The sequence below is a fragment of the Pseudomonas sp. EA_5y_Pfl2_R50 genome (assembly GCF_963970475.1).
GTDB lineage: Bacteria > Pseudomonadota > Gammaproteobacteria > Pseudomonadales > Pseudomonadaceae > Aquipseudomonas.
Map to the genome: position 1 here is coordinate 14,345 of NZ_CAXAPT010000005.1, position 19,868 is coordinate 34,212.

General features: G+C 61.3%; 20 protein-coding genes. 10 read left to right on the top strand and 10 right to left on the bottom strand.

Annotation, left to right across the window (positions count from 1 at the left end):
• Positions 1-17 precede the first annotated feature (17 nt).
• Together AACY19_RS09880 and cobF are read left to right on the top strand one after the other, a co-directional pair.
• Entirely contained in the window at positions 18-590 is a 573-nt protein-coding gene (locus AACY19_RS09880) for a histidine phosphatase family protein (RefSeq protein WP_339450062.1), read from the top strand.
• Positions 587-1,342 (top strand): precorrin-6A synthase (deacetylating), encoded by a 756-nt coding sequence (gene cobF / locus AACY19_RS09885; protein ID WP_339450063.1) that lies wholly within the window; start codon positions 587-589, stop codon positions 1,340-1,342. Before AACY19_RS09880 ends, cobF begins: the two co-directional genes overlap by 4 nt.
• Before the next feature lie 59 nt (positions 1,343-1,401).
• On the opposite strand, the gene ftrA is transcribed toward cobF, so the two are convergent.
• Entirely contained in the window at positions 1,402-2,376 is a 975-nt protein-coding gene (gene ftrA / locus AACY19_RS09890) for a transcriptional regulator FtrA (RefSeq protein WP_339450064.1), read from the bottom strand.
• Positions 2,377-2,478: 102 nt separating this feature from the next.
• Between ftrA and AACY19_RS09895 the strand changes: the two genes are divergently transcribed.
• The 4 genes from AACY19_RS09895 (at position 2,479) to AACY19_RS09910 (ending at position 6,225) form a co-directional block, all read left to right on the top strand.
• On the top strand, positions 2,479-2,907 hold the full coding sequence (locus AACY19_RS09895; RefSeq protein WP_339450065.1) for a rhodanese-like domain-containing protein: 429 nt from the start codon (positions 2,479-2,481) through the stop codon (positions 2,905-2,907).
• A gap of 316 nt (positions 2,908-3,223) precedes the next feature.
• Entirely contained in the window at positions 3,224-4,003 is a 780-nt protein-coding gene (locus tag AACY19_RS09900) for an ABC transporter substrate-binding protein (RefSeq protein WP_339450066.1), read from the top strand.
• A gap of 202 nt (positions 4,004-4,205) precedes the next feature.
• On the top strand, positions 4,206-5,318 hold the full coding sequence (locus AACY19_RS09905; protein WP_339450067.1) for a succinylglutamate desuccinylase/aspartoacylase family protein: 1,113 nt from the start codon (positions 4,206-4,208) through the stop codon (positions 5,316-5,318).
• Between the two features lie 190 nt (positions 5,319-5,508).
• Positions 5,509-6,225 (top strand): alpha/beta hydrolase, encoded by a 717-nt coding sequence (locus AACY19_RS09910; RefSeq protein WP_339450068.1) that lies wholly within the window; start codon positions 5,509-5,511, stop codon positions 6,223-6,225.
• Here the strand turns inward: AACY19_RS09910 and AACY19_RS09915 are convergent.
• Positions 6,215-6,778 carry a hypothetical protein gene (locus AACY19_RS09915; protein ID WP_339450069.1) on the bottom strand — a complete coding sequence of 188 codons (564 nt, stop codon included), beginning with the start codon at positions 6,776-6,778 and terminating at the stop codon, positions 6,215-6,217. The genes AACY19_RS09910 and AACY19_RS09915 overlap by 11 nt on opposite strands.
• A gap of 111 nt (positions 6,779-6,889) precedes the next feature.
• Positions 6,890-7,672 (bottom strand): hypothetical protein, encoded by a 783-nt coding sequence (locus AACY19_RS09920; protein WP_339450070.1) that lies wholly within the window; start codon positions 7,670-7,672, stop codon positions 6,890-6,892.
• A gap of 147 nt (positions 7,673-7,819) precedes the next feature.
• Here AACY19_RS09920 and AACY19_RS09925 point away from each other — a divergent pair, with 147 nt between their 5' ends.
• Both AACY19_RS09925 and AACY19_RS09930 read left to right on the top strand, forming a co-directional pair.
• Positions 7,820-8,356, top strand: coding sequence for a chalcone isomerase family protein (locus AACY19_RS09925; RefSeq protein ID WP_339450071.1), 537 nt, complete (start codon positions 7,820-7,822; stop codon positions 8,354-8,356).
• Between the two features lie 130 nt (positions 8,357-8,486).
• The gene (locus AACY19_RS09930; protein ID WP_339450072.1) at positions 8,487-9,806 is read left to right on the top strand and encodes an Nramp family divalent metal transporter; all 1,320 of its coding nucleotides are present in this window, start codon (positions 8,487-8,489) and stop codon (positions 9,804-9,806) included.
• A 243-nt stretch (positions 9,807-10,049) separates the two neighbouring features.
• Here the strand turns inward: AACY19_RS09930 and AACY19_RS09935 are convergent, their stop codons facing one another.
• The 3 genes from AACY19_RS09935 to AACY19_RS09945 are packed head-to-tail and all read right to left on the bottom strand — an operon-like array spanning position 10,050 to position 12,631.
• Positions 10,050-11,231 (bottom strand): acetyl-CoA C-acetyltransferase, encoded by a 1,182-nt coding sequence (locus AACY19_RS09935; protein WP_339450073.1) that lies wholly within the window; start codon positions 11,229-11,231, stop codon positions 10,050-10,052.
• An 11-nt stretch (positions 11,232-11,242) separates the two neighbouring features.
• A complete protein-coding gene (locus tag AACY19_RS09940; RefSeq protein ID WP_339450074.1) occupies positions 11,243-11,908 on the bottom strand; it encodes a CoA transferase subunit B in 666 nt (221 codons plus the stop codon).
• Positions 11,909-11,932: 24 nt separating this feature from the next.
• Entirely contained in the window at positions 11,933-12,631 is a 699-nt protein-coding gene (locus AACY19_RS09945; RefSeq protein ID WP_339450075.1) for a CoA transferase subunit A, read from the bottom strand.
• A gap of 171 nt (positions 12,632-12,802) precedes the next feature.
• Between AACY19_RS09945 and AACY19_RS09950 the strand changes: the two genes are divergently transcribed.
• A complete protein-coding gene (locus AACY19_RS09950; RefSeq protein WP_339450076.1) occupies positions 12,803-13,699 on the top strand; it encodes a LysR family transcriptional regulator in 897 nt (298 codons plus the stop codon).
• Between the two features lie 32 nt (positions 13,700-13,731).
• On the opposite strand, the gene AACY19_RS09955 is transcribed toward AACY19_RS09950, so the two are convergent.
• The 4 genes from AACY19_RS09955 to AACY19_RS09970 all read right to left on the bottom strand — a co-directional run bounded on the left by AACY19_RS09955 (position 13,732) and on the right by AACY19_RS09970 (position 18,088).
• The gene (locus tag AACY19_RS09955) at positions 13,732-14,574 is read right to left on the bottom strand and encodes an NAD-dependent protein deacetylase (RefSeq protein ID WP_339450077.1); all 843 of its coding nucleotides are present in this window, start codon (positions 14,572-14,574) and stop codon (positions 13,732-13,734) included.
• 88 nt (positions 14,575-14,662) lie between these two features.
• Positions 14,663-15,709, bottom strand: coding sequence for a class I SAM-dependent methyltransferase (locus tag AACY19_RS09960; RefSeq protein WP_339450078.1), 1,047 nt, complete (start codon positions 15,707-15,709; stop codon positions 14,663-14,665).
• Between the two features lie 334 nt (positions 15,710-16,043).
• Positions 16,044-17,351: a sensor histidine kinase gene (locus AACY19_RS09965; RefSeq protein WP_339450079.1), complete on the bottom strand. Its 1,308-nt coding sequence runs from the start codon at positions 17,349-17,351 to the stop codon at positions 16,044-16,046.
• On the bottom strand, positions 17,348-18,088 hold the full coding sequence (locus AACY19_RS09970) for a response regulator (RefSeq protein WP_339450080.1): 741 nt from the start codon (positions 18,086-18,088) through the stop codon (positions 17,348-17,350). Before AACY19_RS09970 ends, AACY19_RS09965 begins: the two co-directional genes overlap by 4 nt.
• Positions 18,089-18,384: 296 nt before the next feature.
• Between AACY19_RS09970 and AACY19_RS09975 the strand changes: the two genes are divergently transcribed.
• Positions 18,385-19,599: a cytochrome c biogenesis protein DipZ gene (locus AACY19_RS09975; RefSeq protein WP_339450081.1), complete on the top strand. Its 1,215-nt coding sequence runs from the start codon at positions 18,385-18,387 to the stop codon at positions 19,597-19,599.
• Positions 19,600-19,868: the final 269 nt, after the last annotated feature.

Genomic DNA, 19,868 nt, shown 5'->3' on the forward strand with positions numbered 1-19,868 from the left:
AGACAGAGTGATTACCTGTGCAAACCACCCGTTTGACATTGATGTGCCATGCGCGAACCGTCGCACAAAAGTTGGCGCGCTTTCCTACGAACGAACCTGTTGAAAATGCTGCTCTGGCGCCTGAAGCGCTGGCTGCACGCTTTGCGGGCCCGCGACGGCTGATCTGTGGCCCGGAATTACGTACCCGGCAAACGGCGGCGTGGTTCGGCGCCGACGCGCAAGTCGAGCAAAACCTGCGTGACTGCGATTGGGGCGAATGGCACGGGCAATCGATCAAGCACCTGCAGACGACCCAGGCCGATGCCCTGCAACGCTGGCTGTCGGACCCGCAGGCTGCGCCACACGGCGGCGAATCCGTCGCGCAAGTGGGCGCGCGGGTCGCCGCCTGGCTCAGTGGTCTGGAGTCGACGCCAGGGCATGTTGTCGCCGTCACGCATCCTTACCTTGTGCGCGCGGCACTGATGCAGGTCGTGCAAGGCGCGGCGTTCACTGCGCTTGATGTCGAACCGTTGTCGGTCATCGAATTGCGCTTCAACGGGATCTGGCGCTTGCGTCTGCCCGGTCTTGACCTTGAGGAGTCTGTGCGATGAAACAATTGCTGGTGATCGGTATCGGTGCCGGGAACCCCGACTACATCACGATGCAGGCGGTCAAGGCGCTGAATCGCGTCGACGTTTTTTTCCTGATGGATAAAGGCCAGAGCAAGGACAAACTGATCGACCTGCGCCGGGATATCTGTGAGCGCTACATCACTGATCCCGCCTACCGTTTCGTCGAAGCCCACAGCCCGGAGCGCGAGCGTGGCGATGTTGACTACACCACGAGCGTCGACGATTTGAACCGCGCCAGGCAGCAGACCTTCGAACGCTTGATCAATGATCATTTGTCTGACGGGCAGTGCGGCGGTTTCCTGGTGTGGGGGGACCCGGCGTTGTACGACAGCACCGTTCGCATCCTCCAGGCGATTCTGGCCTCGGGCAATTGTGCGTTCGAGTTTGAAGTGATTCCGGGAATTACCAGCGTTCAGGCTCTGGCCGCGCAGCACAAAGTGCCGCTGAACACGATTGGCCACTCGATTGAAATTACCACGGGCCGACGGCTGGCTGCGGGGCAGGTGAGCGACACCGATAGCCTGGTGGTGATGCTGGATGCCGAAGATTCCTACCTTCGGGTAACGGATCAACAGACCCGGATTTATTGGGGCGCCTATCTGGGCACGCCGGACGAGATTCTCATCAGCGGCAAGCTCGCGGAAGTGGCTGACGAGATCGCACGGGTGCGCAAGGCGGCGCGGGCTGAGCATGGGTGGATCATGGATACCTATTTGCTGCGCAAGCCCTGACCTTGGTTGTTGTGCCTGACGCCATTGCTTGCCTGCCAGCGATGGGGACTTGAGGACGTTCAGGATTTGACCATGACCCCACGCCCGAACCGTTCCCGATACACCGAGGGCGGCACGCCGACCACGCTGCGAAACGCCACGCGAAAACTCTCCACCGAACGATAACCACAGCGTTGCGCAATCTGCTCGGTATGCTGCGGCGTGCTCTCCAGCAACTCGCGCGCGCGGGCCAGCCGTTCATGCTGCAACCACGCCTTCGGCGACTGGCCGCTGGCCTCGGTGAACCGGCGCAAAAATGTCCGCTCGCTCATCGCCGCTTCGTTGGCCAGGTCGCGCACTTCCAGCGGCTCATGCAAACGCTCGCGGGCCCACTGCATCACCCGCGACAAATCGTTGCGCGGCGTCGGGCTGACGGGCGCCGGAATGAACTGCGCCTGCCCGCCGGTGCGTTGCGGCGACATGACCAGACGCCGCGCCACGGCGTTGGCGACCTGGGTGCCAAAGTCCCGCGTCACCAGATGCAGACAGGCATCGATGCCTGCCGCACTGCCCGCCGAGGTAATCAATTGGCCGGAGTCGACGTACAAAACGTCGGGGTCGACCGCAATCGCCGGAAAACGCTGCGCCAGTTCCGACGTATAGCGCCAATGGGTCGTGGCGCCATGCCCGTCCAGCAGACCCGTGGCCGCCAGTACAAACACCCCGGAACAGATCGACAGCAACCGCGCCCCACGGGTGTGCGCCTGGCGCAAGGCATCGAGCAGCGCCGGCGGCACCGGAGCATGGCGGTCGCGCCAGCCGGGAATGATGATGGTGTGCGCCTCGGCCAGCAGTTCCAGACCGCCATCGGCGAGTACCTGAATGCCGCCCGCAGCGCGCATCGGGCCCTGATCGACGGCGGCGATGGCATGCTCATACCAGGGGAAATCGAATTCCGGGCGGGCAAGACCGAAGATCTCCACGGCAATACCGAACTCGAACGTGCAGAGGCCGTCGTAGGCGAGAATCGCGACCCGATGGGAGGACGTAGGCATTTGGCGGAAAATTCCCGGTGAGTGTCTTGTGCGCCACTGTAGCGATTAGCTGCAGGTCGATAAAGTCCGTTTATCCCCACCGAGATGTAGGAGCAACACCCCATGCCAAGCCTGGTTCGCGAAATTCCCGCCGCCCCGTCGGCCATTGCCTTGATGCATTTCAGCAACCGTCTGACCTACGAAACCGATTGTTCCGACGTGTTTGGTAGCCAACAGTCCGGTGAGATCGACTTTGTGCTGGTCGACGTGCGCGGGCCGCTGGCCTTTGAACGTGGGCATGTACCGGGGGCCATCAATATCCCGACCCGCTTGCTGAATGCCGAAGCATTGGCGCACTACGCGAAAACCACGCTGTTCGTGGTCTATTGCGCCGGCCCCCACTGCAACGGCGCGAACAAGGCGGCGGTGAAACTGGCGGCGCTGGGTTATCCGGTCAAGGAGATGATCGGCGGCGTCACCGGCTGGCTGGACGAAGGGTTCGAATTGAGTGTCGCGCAAGCCGCCACATCCCCCATCCACTGCGCCTGCTGAATGACCGGAAACTGCCGAAGGCTGCGATCCTGAGCTTGAAAACTCAACGGCAAAAGGTCGCAGTCTGCGGCAGTTCCCACGCAAGTTTTGTCTGCGGATTGAAGGGTTGTCCTACAGCGTTTGCACCACCACGGCACACCCGCTGACCTCGGTCACAGGTGATGCCGATTTTCCGTAAGTATTTGTCGCTTAAAAACAATTTACCCTGTGCGCGCCGCCATAGACTGCCGACCACTTCGGTTTTTGTAGCCAATTGGCCATGACCGAACGCTGACTCGAAGCTGCCAATAAAAGCCTCCGCACACAGGAGTTATAAATGAAGAAGCTAGTGATGTTTGGTGCCCTGGCACTGTCGATGTTGTCCCTGACCGCTGTGGCCGAAGACGCCAAACCGATCCGCCTCGGTATCGAAGCCGGTTACCCGCCATTCTCGATGAAAACACCAGACGGCAAACTCGCCGGTTTCGACGTGGACATCGGCGATGCGTTGTGTGAGCAGATGAAAGTCAAATGTACTTGGGTCGAGCAAGAGTTCGATGGCCTGATCCCGGCACTGAAAGTGAAGAAAATCGACGCGATCCTGTCCTCGATGACCATCACCGATGACCGCAAGAAAAACGTCGATTTCACCATCAAGTACTACCACACCCCGGCGCGCTTCGTGATGAAGGAAGGCTCCGGTGTCAAAGACCCGCTGACCGAACTCAAAGGCAAGAAAGTCGGTGTGCTGCGTGCCAGCACCCATGACCGTTACGCGACCGAAGTGCTGGTGCCAGCGGGGATCGAACTGGTGCGTTACGGCTCGCAGCAGGAAGCCAACCTCGACATGGTTTCCGGGCGTATCGACGCGATGCTGGCCGATTCGGTCAACCTCAGCGACGGCTTCCTGAAAACCGATGCCGGTAAAGGTTTCGAGTTCGTCGGCCCAACCTACGAAGACGCCAAGTACTTCGGTGGCGGCGCCGGCATTGCCGTGCGCAAAGGCGATACCGCGCTGGCCGAGCAATTCAACAAAGCCATCACCGAAATCCGCGCCAACGGCAAGTACAAGCAAGTGCAGGACAAGTACTTCGACTTTGACGTGTACGGCCATTAATACGCCGTAAAAAAAAGTGGCCCCGTTTGCGCGGTGGCCACTTTTTTTGCGCACTCTTTTTGCTGTGCAAGATCGCTGTGGCAGCGGGCTGGCTCGCGAAAGCGGTTTAACATTCAACACCACAGCTGTCTGATACACCGCATTCGCGAGCAAGCCCGCTCCCACAGGGGATTTTCGCCGATCCAATATTCAGGAGTTACCCATGCAACGCATCGACCACGTTCTGCCCTGGAGCCACTTGGGCAGCGAGCGCTCCCTCAGCGTTTTCCGTTACGGCGCCGGCCCGCGCAAGGTGTATATCCAGGCCAGCCTGCACGCCGATGAGCTGCCGGGCATGCGCACCGCGTGGGAACTCAAGCAGCGCCTTAACGAACTCGAACAGCAAGGCCGATTGCACGGCGTGATCGAACTGGTGCCGGTGGCCAATCCGATCGGCCTCGATCAGCACGTGCAAGGGGCCCACATGGGGCGCTTCGAACTCGGCAGCGGGAAAAATTTCAACCGCGCGTTTGTAGAACTCAGCGCGCCAGTGACGGCGCTGATCGGCGAGCGTCTGGGGGCTGACGCCGAGGCTAACGTCGCGTTGATCCGCGAGGCCATGGGCCAGGTTTTTCAGCAGTTGCCGGCGCCGGCCTCACAACTGGAAGCATTGCATCGCCTGCTGCTGCAGCATGCCTGCGACGCCGACATCACCCTCGATCTGCATTGCGATTTCGAGGCGTCGATTCACCTGTATGCGTTGCCGCAACACTGGCCGCAGTGGCAATCGCTGGCGGCACGCCTGAAAGCCGGCGTGGCGCTACTGTGTGAAGACTCCGGCGGCAGTTCGTTCGATGAATCGTGCTCGACGCCGTGGCTGCGCCTGGCGCGCGCGTTTCCGAATGCAGTGATCCCGGCGGCGAACCTGGCAACCACCCTGGAACTGGGCAGCATGGGCGACACCCGGGTCGATCAGGCCCAGGCCAATTGCGAGGCGATCCTCGGTTTCCTCGCCGAGCAGGGGTTTATCAGCGGCGAATGGCCGGCGACGCCGAGCGAGTGCTGTGAAGGCATGCCGTTCGAAGGCACCGAATACCTGTTTGCACCGCACCATGGCGTGGTGAGTTTCCTGCGTAACGCGGGCGAGTGGGTCGAGAAGGGCGATGCGTTGTTCGAAGTGGTCGATCCGTTGCGGGATCTCGTGAGCACAGTGTGCGCCGGGACCAGCGGCGTGTTGTTTGCGATTGATCGCGGGCGTTACACCGAGCCGGGCATCTGGCAGGCGAAAGTGGCGGGGCGGGTGCCGTTTCGCACCGGCAAGCTGACGAATGACTGATTGATTTGCGCTGAGCTTGCCGGCCAGCTCCCGCAGGGTGAATGGGGGGGCACGATTCTGGTGATCACCCTCAATCATTGTGAGAGCTGGCTTGCCAGCGATGGCGGCATCAGCCACACCGCTGAATTTGGATACTTGGCCCAGAGTGTTAGGCTCCCTTCGAACCCGACATTCTGTAAAGGAAGGCTCCATGTTGAAGGTGTTTGCTCTGTTGATCGTGCTGGCGTCCAGCGCCGTTCAGGCTCAAACCACGCTGCAGAACGACCTGCCGCTCAAATACATCGAACAGGTTCATCCTGACGCCGAGGCACGGCCGCTGGTGATTTTCCTGCACGGTTACGGCAGCAACGAGGCCGACCTGATCGGCATGAAGTTCCAGCTCCCGGCGCAATACAATTACCTGTCGGTGCAGGCACCATTGGCGTTGGGCGAAGGACGCTACCAATGGTTTCGTAAAAAGGGCGAAGGTGCCTACAACGGCGAGACCGATGATCTGAAGGACAGCGCCCGGAAACTGCGCGATTTCATCAGCCAAGCGGCGCAGAAATATCACACCCGCCCGGACAAGGTGTACCTGATCGGTTTCAGCCAGGGCGCGATGATGACCTACGAAGTGGGCCTGCGGGCGCCGGTGGCCGTGGGCGGGATCGCGGCGTTGAGCGGGCGCGTATTGCCGGTGCTCAAGAGCGAGCTGAAAGCCGGACAGGCACCGCTGACCCTGAATATTTTCATCGGTCACGGCACTGCCGATGACCCTGTGCCCTACCGCAACGGCACCGCCGCCAATGAGTTCTTGCAAACGCTCGGTTACACACCGCAATTCCACGCCTATCCGGGCGTCGGCCACAGCATCAGCGGGGCCGAACTGCGCGATCTGAACGACTGGTTGCGGCAGCTCAATCCTTGAGGATGGTTTTCACCAGCGCGTCATGACCTTTCTTGTCGCTGGCGCGGGAGATCACCTGGACCAGCGCCATTTTCGTGCCGGAGCCGGCCATCAACGTGGTGTTGAGGGTTTGCCCGCCGCCTTGGGTGGCAGTGCTGTCGACCTGACGCAAGCCGAGGCCGGAGCTTTTCTGGGTCAGGCTTTTTTCGCTGAGCTTGTTGAAGTCCGGCAGTGCCTTGCGCTGGTCTTCGATGAAACTCGACACGCTGCCGTCGAGAAATTCACCGTCGTTGTCCTTGACGTTCTGGCCTTCAGGAATCTTGTTCTCGGCGGCGATCACCACGGTTTTAGTGGTTTCGTTGGTGTACATCGTGCCGGTGGCGCCGCCCGGGCTGGCCGGCAGCGGATCGGCGACAAAGCCTTTGGGCAGGGTGAACGTGAACTTGCCGTCGAGCATCGAGACTTTCTCGGTGGTGGCTTTTTCCTTGGCCTTGGCGGCTTGTGCGTTGAGGGCACCGAAACCGGCGACGGCCGCCACCAGCAGGATGACGGCTTTTTTGCTCAGCAATGACATGTAGATCTCCGGTGAATGGTCGCGCAAGGCGGGCGATCATCCCATGCAGCGCCTTGTCACTCCAGCCCGACTCGTCTTAACCCGAGTTGTCCCTCGCCACCGGCGGCAGTGTCAGGCTTGAGTTTGCGGGTTTCCAGCCTTGGCCGGTTTAGCGAGCAGCTTGCGGGTAACGCCGAGCATGGCAACCGACACGGCCACCCCAACGGCAAATCCGCCGAGCCCCATCGTTGGCAACGTCAGTGCCGACACCAGGCAGAACGCCGAAAACGAATACATGCCCGTCGCGGTGGCGCGTAACAGCGCGGCGGTGAATTCGGCACCGCGAGTCTGCTGGGAAAACACCGCCATCACGCTGCCCAGTACCGGGAACACGGCGAGTAAACCGCTCCAGCGTTCGCCGACGGTGCTGGCGAGCATTGTCACTACCAGCGTGAGCGCCGCGCCGGCAATCATCCGCCAGATCAGTTTGTCCGACTTCGGCGCCGGGCCGCCAGGCACTGGTTGCACGTGGGGAAACAAATACGGCGCAGACAGCAGGGCAATCGCCGCCGCTGCCACGGAGAACGGCAGCGACGCCGGAATCAGCGACAGTAGCAGCGCCAGTACCGCCCACACCGCCAGGGCAATCGTCAGTGCCCATGGCCAGTTGGCCCGTTGTGCCACCTGCGCATAGGTGACGCAGAAGGCAATCATCGCGAACATGGCCGACAACGCCGCTACCGCCGAGTGCGCGGCAAACTGCGGTCCTTGTTCGATGGCGAGGAAAAACAGAATCGGCCCGACCACCACGGGCAGCCCCGATAGCCACCCGGCCACGCTGGGTCCCCAGCGCTTGCCCGCGAGGGAAATCAGCAGCAGAAACGCGGGAATCAGCAGTAATTTGAGGATCAGCACGCAGGAGTCTCCGTCGGGTGAAGGCGATTCACGTTAACATTGCCGACCTCGGATTGCTGTATTTGTGTGCAAATGTTGTATACAAAGTGTTTGGTGCAATACCCGACTATGCTTTCATTATCATGGCTTGGCGGAGTCGAAACCTCGATGAACAGAACACCGAAGGTGTTGCGCGGATGTTGCGGCATCGGCTTGTGGGCGCTGTTGCTGACGCCGACCTGGGCCAATTGGCAGGACGCAGTGCCCGGCGCGCAAATCATTGGCACCGGCGAGTTCAGCGTGTTCGGTTTTGATGTTTACAACGCGCGACTGTGGAGCGCCGCTCGACCGCTGGCCGACGGCCAGCCCTTTGCCCTCGAACTGATTTACCGCCGCAGCATCTCCCGCGATGATCTGGTCAAGGCCAGCGTCGATGAAATCAAGCGTCTGGCGGGAGCCCGCGTCACCCCGACGCAACTGGCCGGTTGGCAGGTTCAGATGCAGCAGTCCTTCGTCGATGTGCAGGCCGGCACGCGGATCACCGGTGTGTATCTGCCGGGGCAGGGCGCACGTTTTTTTGTCGGCCAGCAATTGCAGCATGAAATTGATGATCCGCAGTTTGCCCGGGCCTTTTTCAATATCTGGCTAGATCCGCGGACGCGTAATCCAGAGTTGCGGGAACAGTTGTTGGGCGTGGGTCGATAACGCCAAAAGATCGTAGCCTGCGGCAGAGTTCGCATTCCAGAGAGCTGCCGCAGGCTGCGGTCTTTTGATCTTCAACCCTGCGACTGAAACGTCTAAGCTGCGTCTTTCCGACTTGTTTCTGGATGTGTGCGTGAAATTCAGTTTGCCCAAAATCGCCACGGCGCCGTTTTGCCCGCCGGAAGTGGCCGGCAGTGTGGCGGTCGATCCCAATGCCGCCTTCTTCAAGCGTGTACTGCGTTTCGCCGGTCCCGGTTTGCTGGTGTCCATTGGCTACATGGACCCGGGCAACTGGGCGACGGCCATTGAGGCCGGCTCGCGGTTTGGCTACAGCCTGCTGTTTGTCGTGTTGCTGGCGAGCCTGGCGGGGATGGTCGTGCAGTGTTTGTGTTCGCGGCTGGGTATTGCGACCGGGCGCGATCTGGCGCGGTTATCCCGCGAACGCTACAGCACACCGACTGCGCGCCTGCAGTGGGTGCTGGCGGAGATTTCGATCATCGCCACCGACCTGGCGGAAGTGCTCGGCTGTGCGTTGGCGTTTCACCTGTTGCTCGGCTGCTCACTGACGTTCGGCATCGCCCTCACCGCATTCGACACGTTGTTGGTGCTGGCCCTGCAGAACCGTGGTTTTCGCCGTCTGGAAGCGATCATGCTGGTGCTGGTCGCGACCATCGGCGTGTGTTTCTTTGTAGAACTGCTGCTGATCAAGCCGTATTGGCCGGACGTCGCCCAAGGCTTCAAACCGTCGCTGGCGGCGATCAGTGATGCCGCGCCGTTGTACCTCGCCATCGGCATTCTCGGCGCGACGGTGATGCCACATAACCTCTATTTGCACACCTCCATCGTGCAGACGCGGATGATCGGCAAGGACCTGGCGAGCAAGCAGGACGCGGTGAAACTGGCGCGTATCGACACCATCGGTTCTCTGGCGCTGGCGCTGCTGGTCAACGCGGCGATTCTGATTCTCGCGGCGGCCGCGTTTCACCAGTCCGGGCACACCGACGTGGTCGACATACAGGACGCCTATCACTTGCTCGACCCGCTGGTCGGCGGCGCGCTGGCGAGCGTGCTGTTTGGCGTGGCGTTGCTGGCGTCGGGGCAAAGCTCGACATTCACCGGCACCATCGCCGGGCAGGTGATCATGGAGGGTTACCTGAACCTGCGGATTCCCTGCTGGCAACGGCGTTTGATCACCCGTGGCCTGGCACTGATTCCGGCCTTTATCGGCGTGTGGCTGATGGGCGACAACGCGGTGGGCAAGCTGCTGGTGCTGAGTCAGGTGGTGTTGAGTCTGCAACTGCCGTTCGCACTGTACCCGTTGATTCGCATGACCAATGACAAGCAGTTGATGGGGCCGTTTGTGAATCGATGGCCGACAAGGGTGTTGGCGTGGGGGTTGTTTGTGGTGATCAGTGGGGCGAATGCGTGGTTGATTCTGCAACTGGCTGGCTGAAAATATTGTGCTGGCGGGAATGGCCCCATCGCTGGCAAGCCAGCTCCCACAGGGTCTGTGTTGAAACACAATATTGTGATCAGTACAAAAACTGTGGGAGCGGGCCTGCTCGCGAAGGGGCCTTCAAGACCAGCCTAAAAAAACAGACAAAAAAAGACCCGGTGCAACGCAAGCTGCACCGGGTTTTTGTTGCCGGCAAACGGCGGATGTCGTGGGTCCGCCGTCGACCGTTGAACCTCTTGCTTAACCGCGTTCCAGCGCCAGCGCCACACCTTGGCCGCCACCGATGCACAGGGTCGCCAGACCCTTTTTGGCATCACGCTTGATCATTTCGTGCAGCAACGTCACCAACACTCGGCAGCCCGACGCACCGATAGGGTGGCCGAGCGCGATGGCGCCGCCGTTGACATTGACCTTGCTCAGATCCCATTGCAGATCCTTGGCGACGGCGAGCGATTGCGCGGCAAAGGCTTCGTTGGCTTCGATCAGGTCGAGCTGGTCGATGTTCCAGCCCGCCTTGTCCAGGCAGCGGCGGGTCGCCGAGACCGGGCCAATACCCATGATCGCGGGGTCGACGCCCGCGTTGGCGTAAGCAGCGATTTTCGCCAGCACTGGCAACCCGAGGGCTTTGGCTTTTTCCGCGCTCATCAGGATCACCGCGGCAGCGCCGTCGTTCAGCGATGAAGCATTGCCAGCGGTGACGCTACCGTCCTTCTTGAACGCCGGACGCAGTTTCGCCAGGGATTGAGCGGTGGTTTCGCCGCGTGGCTGCTCGTCAACCTTGAACGCGACCGGATCACCCTTGCGCTGCGGGATCAGAATCGGGGTGATTTCATCGACAAAGCGACCGCCCTCGATGGCAGCGGCAGCTTTCTGCTGCGAGGCAGCGGCGAACGCGTCCTGCTGTTCGCGACTGATCTCGTACTTGTCGACCAGGTTCTCGGCAGTGATGCCCATGTGGTAGTCGTTGAACGCATCCCACAGGCCATCGCTGATCATGGTGTCGACGATTTGCGCGTGGCCCATACGCAGACCGGTGCGTGCGCCCGGCATCACATAGTTGGACAGGCTCATGTTTTCCTGGCCACCGGCAATGATCACGTCAGCGTCGCCGCAACGGATCGCCTGCGCACCGAGGTGCAAAGCCTTGAGGCCCGAACCGCACACCTTGTTCAGGGTCATGGCCGGGACAGCGTGGGGCAGGCCGGCCTTGATCGCAGCCTGACGCGCCGGATTCTGACCGGCACCGGCGGTCAGCACCTGGCCCATGATCACTTCATCGACCTGCGCACCGTCCAGACCGGTTTGTTCGAGCAACTGGCGGATTACCGCTGCGCCCAGATCCACGGCGGACACGCTGGCCAGGGAACCCTGGAAACTGCCAATCGCGGTGCGCGTGGCGGCAACAATTACGACGTCTTGCATTTTCGAATTCCTCACTCGGCAGCGAACTGCATTTCCGGTACGTGATCCGGGACGATCAGTTTACCAGCGGTTTTGGCGACGATTTCCTCGACGCTGACGCCAGGTGCGCGTTCCTTGAGGACAAAAGCGCCATTTTCGATTTCCAGATAGGCGAGGTCGGTCAGCACACGCTTGATGCAGCCGGCGCCGGTCAGCGGCAGGCTGCACTTGCTCAACAGTTTCGACTCACCGTCCTTGGACGCGTGGGTCATGATCACGATGATATTGTCGGCACCGGCGACCAGATCCATGGCGCCGCCCATGCCCTTGACCAGCTTGCCGGGGATCATCCACGACGCGATGTTGCCCTCGACATCGACTTCGAACGCGCCCAGCACGGTCAGGTCGACGTGGCCACCGCGAATCATCGCGAAGGATTCGGCAGAGGAGAAGATCGAGGCGCCGATACGCGCAGTCACGGTCTGTTTGCCAGCGTTGATCATGTCGGCATCGATGGTTTCTTCCGTCGGGAAAGGGCCCATGCCGAGCAGGCCGTTTTCCGATTGCAGCATGACTTCCATGCCTTCGGGAATGTAGTTGGCGACCAGGGTCGGAATGCCGATGCCGAGGTTCACGTAGTAGCCGTCCTGCATTTCGCGGGCGACGCGCTGAGCCATTTGTTCGCGGGAAAGTGCCATGTTCTTGTTCTCCGTCAGCCTGAATTATTTGCGGATGGTGCGCTGTTCGATGCGTTTTTCGAACGTGCCGCAAATGACCCGGTCGACGTAGATGCCCGGGGTATGAATATGGGCGGGGTCCAGTTCGCCGGGCTCGACGATTTCTTCGACTTCGACCACGGTGATCTTGCCGGCGGTAGCGGCCAGTGGATTGAAGTTCTGCGCGGTGTGACGGTAGATGACGTTGCCGAAATGGTCGGCCTTCCAGCCTTTGACGATGGCGAAGTCGCCGGTGATGGATTCTTCCATCAGGTACTTGCGTCCTTTGAACTCACGCACTTCCTTGCCTTCGGCAACCGGAGTGCCGACGCCGGTGGCGGTGAAAAAGGCGGGGATGCCGGCGCCGCCAGCGCGCATTTTTTCGGCGAGGGTGCCTTGCGGGGTCAGGACGACTTCGATATCGCCTTTGAGCAGTTGCTCTTCGAACAGCTTGTTTTCGCCGACGTAGGAGGCGATCACTTTGCTGATCTGCCGGTCGGTCAGCAGTACACCGAGGCCGAAACCGTCGACGCCGCAGTTATTGGAGACGACGGTGAGGTCGCGGGTGCCTTTGCGCTTGATCTCGGCGATCAGGTTTTCCGGGATACCGCACAGACCAAAGCCGCCGGCGATCACGGTCATGCCGTCTTCAAGCCCGGCCAGGGCTTCCTCGTAGGAACTCACACGCTTGTCGAAACCTGCCATATGCACCTCTTTTATTATTTGCGGGCGGCTGGCTAGCCGAATGGTTGGAGTGTCTCGCTGGAGGATATATTTGTTAAGTTGATTTTTAAGGTTGATTGATAGATAAAACTCAATAGTTGCGTTATCGCTTGCCGCTTAACGCTTGTAGCTTACAACTGGAGCGAAGCGATCATGACCATCAAACAGATCCGCGCCTTTCTCGCCGTGGCCCAAAGCCTGAGTTTCGCCGTCGCCTGCGAGCGCCTGCACCTGTCGCAATCGGCCCTGAGCCTGACCATCAAGGCATTGGAGGAAGGTCTGGGCGGGCGCTTGTTCAGCCGCAACACGCGCAACGTCGCGCTGACCGCGGAAGGGGAATCCCTGCTGCCGCTGGCCCGGCGCCTGATCGCCGACTGGGACAACGCCGAGGACGAAATGCGCCAGCGCTTCAGCCTGCAACGCGGACGGGTGACGCTGGCGGCGATGCCGTCGTTTGCCGGCAATCTGCTGCCACCGATACTCAAAACCTTTCGCGCGCGGTATCCGAACGTCAACGTCACGGTGAACGACGTGATCAACGAACAGGTGCTGGAGATGGTTCGTGATCGTCAGGTGGAACTGGGCGTAGCGTTCGAGCCGATGCAGAACACCTCGATGACTTTCACGCCGCTGTATCTGGATCGGTTCGTCGCGGTGGTGCCGCTGGATTCAGCGCTGGCCAGGCGCAGCGAAATCGATTGGCAAACCCTCCTACAGGAGCCTTTCATCACCTTGCAGCGGCCGTCCACGGTGCGGGTGATGCTCGAAGAACACTTGCAGGCCCGGGGCATGAAGTTGCCAGTCGAATTCGAGAGCCATCAACTGGCGACGGTCGGGCGCATGGTTGCCAGTGGTCTGGGCGTCAGCGCCGTGCCAGCACTGTGCGCCGAGCAGATGCAGGAGTTGGGCGCGCACTGCCTGACCCTGAACGACTCGGTCGAACGGGCGATCGGGGTGCTGACCGAACCGGGCAATGAACTGTCGGCGGCGGCGCAGGCGTTGTTCGATATCCTTCAGCAGGAAAACCTCGCCGCACGCCTGTCTCCCTGACATCACCCCTATTCCCACAGGGGCATGTGTTTTCAAGTGGTGAGGTGTTGTGTAAGCAGGGGCAAAATCTGTTCGCAGGAGGCTTCGATTTTCAGGTCGAGCAAATCATCCGCCCGGGTCTTGCCCAGGTTGATCGCGATCAGCGGTTTGCCACGATCTGCGATCATCCGGCACAGACGAAACGCCGAGTAGGCCATCAGCGACGAACCGACCACCAGCATCCCGGCGGCACTCTCGGCAGCGGTCATGGCTCGGGCAGCCGTGTGCTGCGCAACATTTTCGCCGAAAAACACCACATCCGGTTTCATTCGCTCTCCCGCGCAATGCGGGCAGTGCGGCACTTGAAACCGCGCCTCGAAGGCCGGATCGAGCAGGGTGTCGCCGTCCGGGGCCTGCACGGCATCGACCCCGGCCAGATACGGATTGTGCATTTCCATCAAACGCTGAATCGCATCCCGTTCGCTGCGCTGACCGCAATCCAGGCACAGCACCCGGTGCAGGCTGCCGTGCAGTTCGATCACATCATGGCTGCCGGCCTGATCGTGCAGCGTGTCGACGTTCTGCGTGATCAAGCCGCTGATCAAGCGCTGACCCTGCAAACCGGCCAGCGCTTGATGCGCTGCATTGGGCTGCGCCTGGCGCACCCGTGGCCAGCCGAGCATGGCCCGCGCCCAATATCGGCGGCGCGATTGCGGGGCGCTCAGGAATTCCTGATACATCATCGGCTGGCGCCCACGGCGCACACCGTCACTGTCGCGGTAATCGGGGATACCGGAAGGGGTGCTGATACCGGCGCCGGTCAGTACCACAAAACCGCCGTCAGCCATGGCCTGGAGGAGAATGTCGAAATGTTCGCGGATCGGGCTATCGAGCATGGCAAGCGCTCCAGATGGGCAGTGCCAGCAGGTTAGCACCAACCCCTGTGGCGAGGGAGCTGCTCCCTCGCCACAGGGGGAAGCGGAATTATTTGCGCGCCTCCAGAATCAGGTTGAACGGGGTTTGCGTGGCACGGCGCATGTGTTTGAACCCGGCCTCGCTGAACACTTTGCGCAAGCGCGACTCACCGGCCTGGGCGCCGAGGCCCAGGCCGACTTCCTGGGACAGCGAGTTCGGCGTACAGATAAATGTCGAGGCCGCGTAGAACAGCCGCCCGACCGGGTTGATGTTGTCGTCCAGCGCATCGTTGGCGAACGGCTCGACCAGCAACACCGTGCCGTCGTCCTTGAGCGATTCGTAGGCGTGGCGCGCGGCGCCCACCGGGTCGCCCATGTCGTGCAGGCAGTCGAAGTAGCAAATCAGGTCGTAGTCATCTCCGGGGAAATTTTTCGCCGTGCCCTCAAGGAAAGTCGCCCGGTTGCTCACGCCACCTTCCGCGGCGCGTTCGGTGGCGACGCTGATCGATGGCGCGTGGTAATCGACGCCGACAAATCGTGAGTTGGGAAAGGCCTGGGCCATGATCACGGTCGAGGCGCCATGACCGCAGCCGATGTCGGCCACGTTGGCGCCGCGTTCGAGTTTGGCGACCACACCCTCCAGCGCCGGCAGCCACTCGGCGATCAAGTGGCCTTTATAGCCGGGGCGGAAGAACCGTTCCGTGCCGGTGAACATGCACGGATGATGATCGCCCCAGGGCAGGGCGCCATTGCCACGCATGGCTTTGACCAGTTTGTCCTTGTCGTGGAAAAACGATGCGACCACACCGAGCCCGCCGGCGACGTACACCGGCGAATCCTCTACCGCCAGCGCCAGGGCCTGTTCTTCTGGCAGACGAAACTGGCCATCGCGATGTTCCATGTAGCCGGAAGCAGCATGGGCGCTGAGCCATTCGCGTACCAGACGCGGGTTGCAGGTGGTTTTTGCCGCGAGGGCTTCGGGGCTGATCGGCTGACTGTCGGCCATTGCCCGGTACAGTCCGAGCTCTTCGCCGACGATGACATTGGCCAGCATCGCCGCGCCGCCCATGTCGTTGACCAGTTTGCCCATGAACTCGTTGAGTCGGGCCTCGTCCATCTCATGCGCTCCTGAAACAGGATCACAGTCCGGCGGCGTTGAATATCGAGGCAGGCGCCACCGGGCGGTGGTCACGGGAACGGGCAGGGCACTGCACAAGTCCTGCAACCCCCTCGACTGGGTAATGTTTGAGTCTAGACCTGTTTTTCCGGGCAACACTGATCATTTGCAGGCCTGAGTCTGCAGGAGGCCGGGCAGTCAGGCAGCCCTTCGTTCATGGCCAATGGAGCGGGTTGTTACGGAAGATGCACAGGGATGGCGTCATCGGGTGGTGGCTTTGAACCCGCAACCCACGCCCCTTGAAGGCGTGAGCCTGCAGGGGATTGCGGTGTTTTCAGGCAGGGAGAGGCAGCTTCAGCTCCGCGCAAAGACCGCCGCCCTGGCGATTGCTCAAGGTCAGCGAGCCACCCAAAGCCATCGCCAGTTGTTGTGCAATCGCCAGTCCCAGCCCCGTACCGCCCGTATCGCGATTGCGCGAGTTTTCCACGCGGTAGAACGGCTCCATCACTTGCTTCAATTCCTCTGCGGCGATGCCGGGCCCGCGATCCATGACGGTCACCGTCAGGCTGCCCTTGTTCGCTTCCACCCACACTTCGGCCGCGCCGGCGAACTTCAGCGCGTTGTCGGTAAGGTTGACCAACACCCGTCGCAAGGCGTGGGGGCGAGTGTCGAGTACCACGTTGCTCTTGCCGACCAGTTGCACATCCTTGCCCATGTCCTGATAGTCGAACACCAGGCTTTCGAGGAACGAATCCATGTTGGTGCGGCGGTTTTCTTCGTTGGAACCGTGGATGCTGCGGGCATAGGCCACGCCTTCGCGCACCAGATGCTCCATCTCGCCGAGGTCATTGCACAGCTTGTCCTTTTCCGCAGAATCGTCCATGAATTCGGCGCGTAGTTTCATGCGCGTGATCGGCGTCTGCAGGTCATGGGATATCGCCGCAAGCAGTTGCATGCGCTCTTTCAGATACGCGGCAATCCGCGCCTGCATCGCATTGAACGCGCGGGCCGCGTACACCACTTCGTTCGGGCCCTTTTCGTCGAGATTGATCGGGTGCGCGTTGGGGTCAAGGGTTTCCACGGCGTTGGCGAGCCGGGTCAGCGGGCGAATGGCGATGCGCACGGCCAGCCAGGTGCAGGCGAGCATCAGCGTCAATTGCCCAAGCAGCACCACTGGCAGCCAAGGGGACAGCGGCACCATCGCCGGGCGCACATCGATGGTCACCGGGCTGCCGTCGCTCAGGCGCAAATGCCCCTGAAAGTGCTTTTGCGGGCCGGGTATGTCGGTGAAGGTCAGCGGATAGTTTTCGCCGATGGCTTCGGTGATCGAAGTGACGGCAATCGGCACATCCGCCGAATTGATCGGCGTGCCCGGCTCACCTTCGCTCAGCAAATAGCCGTAATTGGTCCGGGCCAGGCGTTTTAGCCAGGCCGGGCGCTCTTCGGCGGGCAAGCGGTCGAGGATCGCAATCGAGGTCGACACGTCGGTTTCCAGATTGCCGAGCATGGTGTGCTTCGCGCTCTGGTAGCGCTCGTAGTACTGCGCGCCAAACGACAAGGCCTGGGCGAGGATCAAACCGATCAGAAAAATCAGCGACAAGCGTGACGCGAGCGTGCGCGGCCAATGCAGATTGAGGCTCATGCTGGCGCACCCAGAATCTCCACCGGCAGCGAAAACACGTAGCCTTCGCTGCGCACCGTCTTGATATAGGCCGGTTCGCGGGCGTCGTCGAGCAGGCGCTGGCGCAACCGGCTGACCAGCAAATCGATGGAGCGGTCGAACAGATCGGCGTCACGGCCCTGGGTCAGGTTGAGCAGTTGATCGCGGCTGAGCACGCGTTGCGGATGATCGAGAAACACCCGCAGCAGACGGTATTCGGCGCCACTGAGGGCGACCATCGTGCCGTCCGTGTCCAGCAAATGCCGGGCCGAGGTGTCGAGTTGCCAACGACCGAAGCCCAGCAGCCGGCCGGCCTCGGTGACCACCAGGTTCGGCGGCAGCATGCGCGTGCGGCGCAGTACGGCATTGATTCGCGCCAGCAGTTCGCGCGCGGCGAACGGTTTGGTCAGGTAGTCATCGGCGCCCATTTCAAGGCCGATGATGCGGTCAGTCTCGTCGTTGCGCGCGGTCAGCATCAGCACCGGTGTGGCCTTGTGCTTGCCCACCCGCAATTCGCGGCACAGCTGCAAGCCATCGTCGCCGGGCATCATGATGTCGAGCACGATGAGGTCGACGGTATTGGCCTCGAGAAAGCTGCGCATCTGCCGGCCATCGGCGACCACCGTGGTGCGCAGGCCATTTTTCTTAAGGTAATTGCCGACCAGTTCGCGGATCTCGCGGTCATCGTCGACGATGAGAATGTGATCGACATGTTCCATCGGTTCAAACCTCAAGCTAAGGGGAATGCCGTGCAGTCTACCGAGCGTTGCTGCGCTCGCCTGCCTGCCTTTGTATTGCAGTGTATCTGGCGTGACGGTGGATACACCGCGAAGCAAAAACGCGATTTTTGCAGCGCTTTGTATCGCTGTGTATCCCTGGCGCGCCGGGATACGTAACGATGGTTTCGCGCGGTTTTCCGACACATCCGCGATACCTCGCGAGCCTTCAATAGGCCCCATCGAGGCCTGTACAGAACGCCTCGGCTCCTCGTGCACATTTGATCAGGAAATGACTCATGTACCTTATTGCTTTCCTCGGCGGTCTGCTGACCGTGCTTAGCCCGTGCATCCTGCCGGTGGTGCCGTTTCTGTTTGCCGGTGCCAATCGCTCGCGCGCGTCGATCCTGCTGACCCTCAGTGGCATGGCCCTGACCTTTGCGTTGATCTCCAGTCTGGCGGTGGTCAGCAGTGAATGGGTGGCTCAGGCCAGCAACAGCGGACGTTACGTCGCGTTGGTGGTGATGAGCGTATTCGCGCTGTCGCTGATCTCGGCGCGGGTGGGTGACGGCCTGGCGCGGCCCTTTGTCTGGCTCGGCAATCGTCTGAATACCGACACCCGCCATCGCGCCGGACCGCTGGGGGCGATCATGCTCGGCGTCGCCACCGGCCTGTTGTGGGCACCGTGCGCCGGGCCGATCCTTGGGGTGATTTTAAGCGGGGCGATGCTGCAGGGCGCCAATGCGCACACCAGCCTGTTGCTGCTGGCCTATGGCGCGGGCAGTGCGTTGTCTCTGGGGACGTTGATTTTCGCCGGACGCGGACTGGTCAATCGTTTGAAACCATCGATTCCTGTTACCGGCTGGCTACGTCGAGGCGCAGGTGTGGCGGTGCTGGCCGGCGCCGCCGTGATTGCCAGCGGTGCTGATAAAGCCCTGCTGGCCGAGACGTCCTCCGAGGGTGTCGCCCGTATCGAGAAACGTGTCCTGCAACGCGTGCCTCAAGTGATCGATTACCTGGTCAGCAAAGTCAGCGCACAGGCATTGCCCGAGCAGTCCGGCCAAGGCGCGATGCCGTTCCTGGCCGGTGCGGTGCAATGGCTGAACTCCCCGGAGCTGCGCGCCGAATCCCTGCGCGGCAAAGTGGTGCTGGTGGACTTCTGGACCTACGACTGCATCAACTGCCAACGCACGCTGCCCTACGTCAAGGACTGGGCGCAGAAGTACGCGAAGGAAGGGCTGGTGGTGATTGGCGTGCACACCCCGGAATACGGTTACGAGCGGATCATCGACAACGTCAGGGATCAGGTGAGGAAACTGGGCATCAGCTACCCGGTGGCCATCGACAACAACTATGAAATCTGGCGCCACTTCGACAACCAGTACTGGCCGGCGCACTACCTGATCGATGCCCAAGGCCAGGTGCGTTACAGCCACTTCGGCGAGGGGCGCTACGAGGCGCAGGAACAGATGATCAAGCAATTGCTGGAGGAAGCGAAGGCGCCGGCTGCCTGATCAAATCATCAATGGTTCAGGGTTTTCGGGCCCTGAGCCATTGTGCGTTGTCCCAGGCGCGAGAGCGCTCCGGCACCTGCCAGCCGGGTTCGTCGGCGCTGGCAATCCTGACGGTGTTTCACGGGCTTGACAGATTCCCGCCACTCATCGGCAAACCCCCTGTTTTGCGGGGCTGCCGGACGACTGGCAGGGACGGCAATGCGCCTCGGCGCGATAGTAACGGAGCACGTCCGCCCTGACGGCAGTCGACCCGACCACCGCCGATTGAC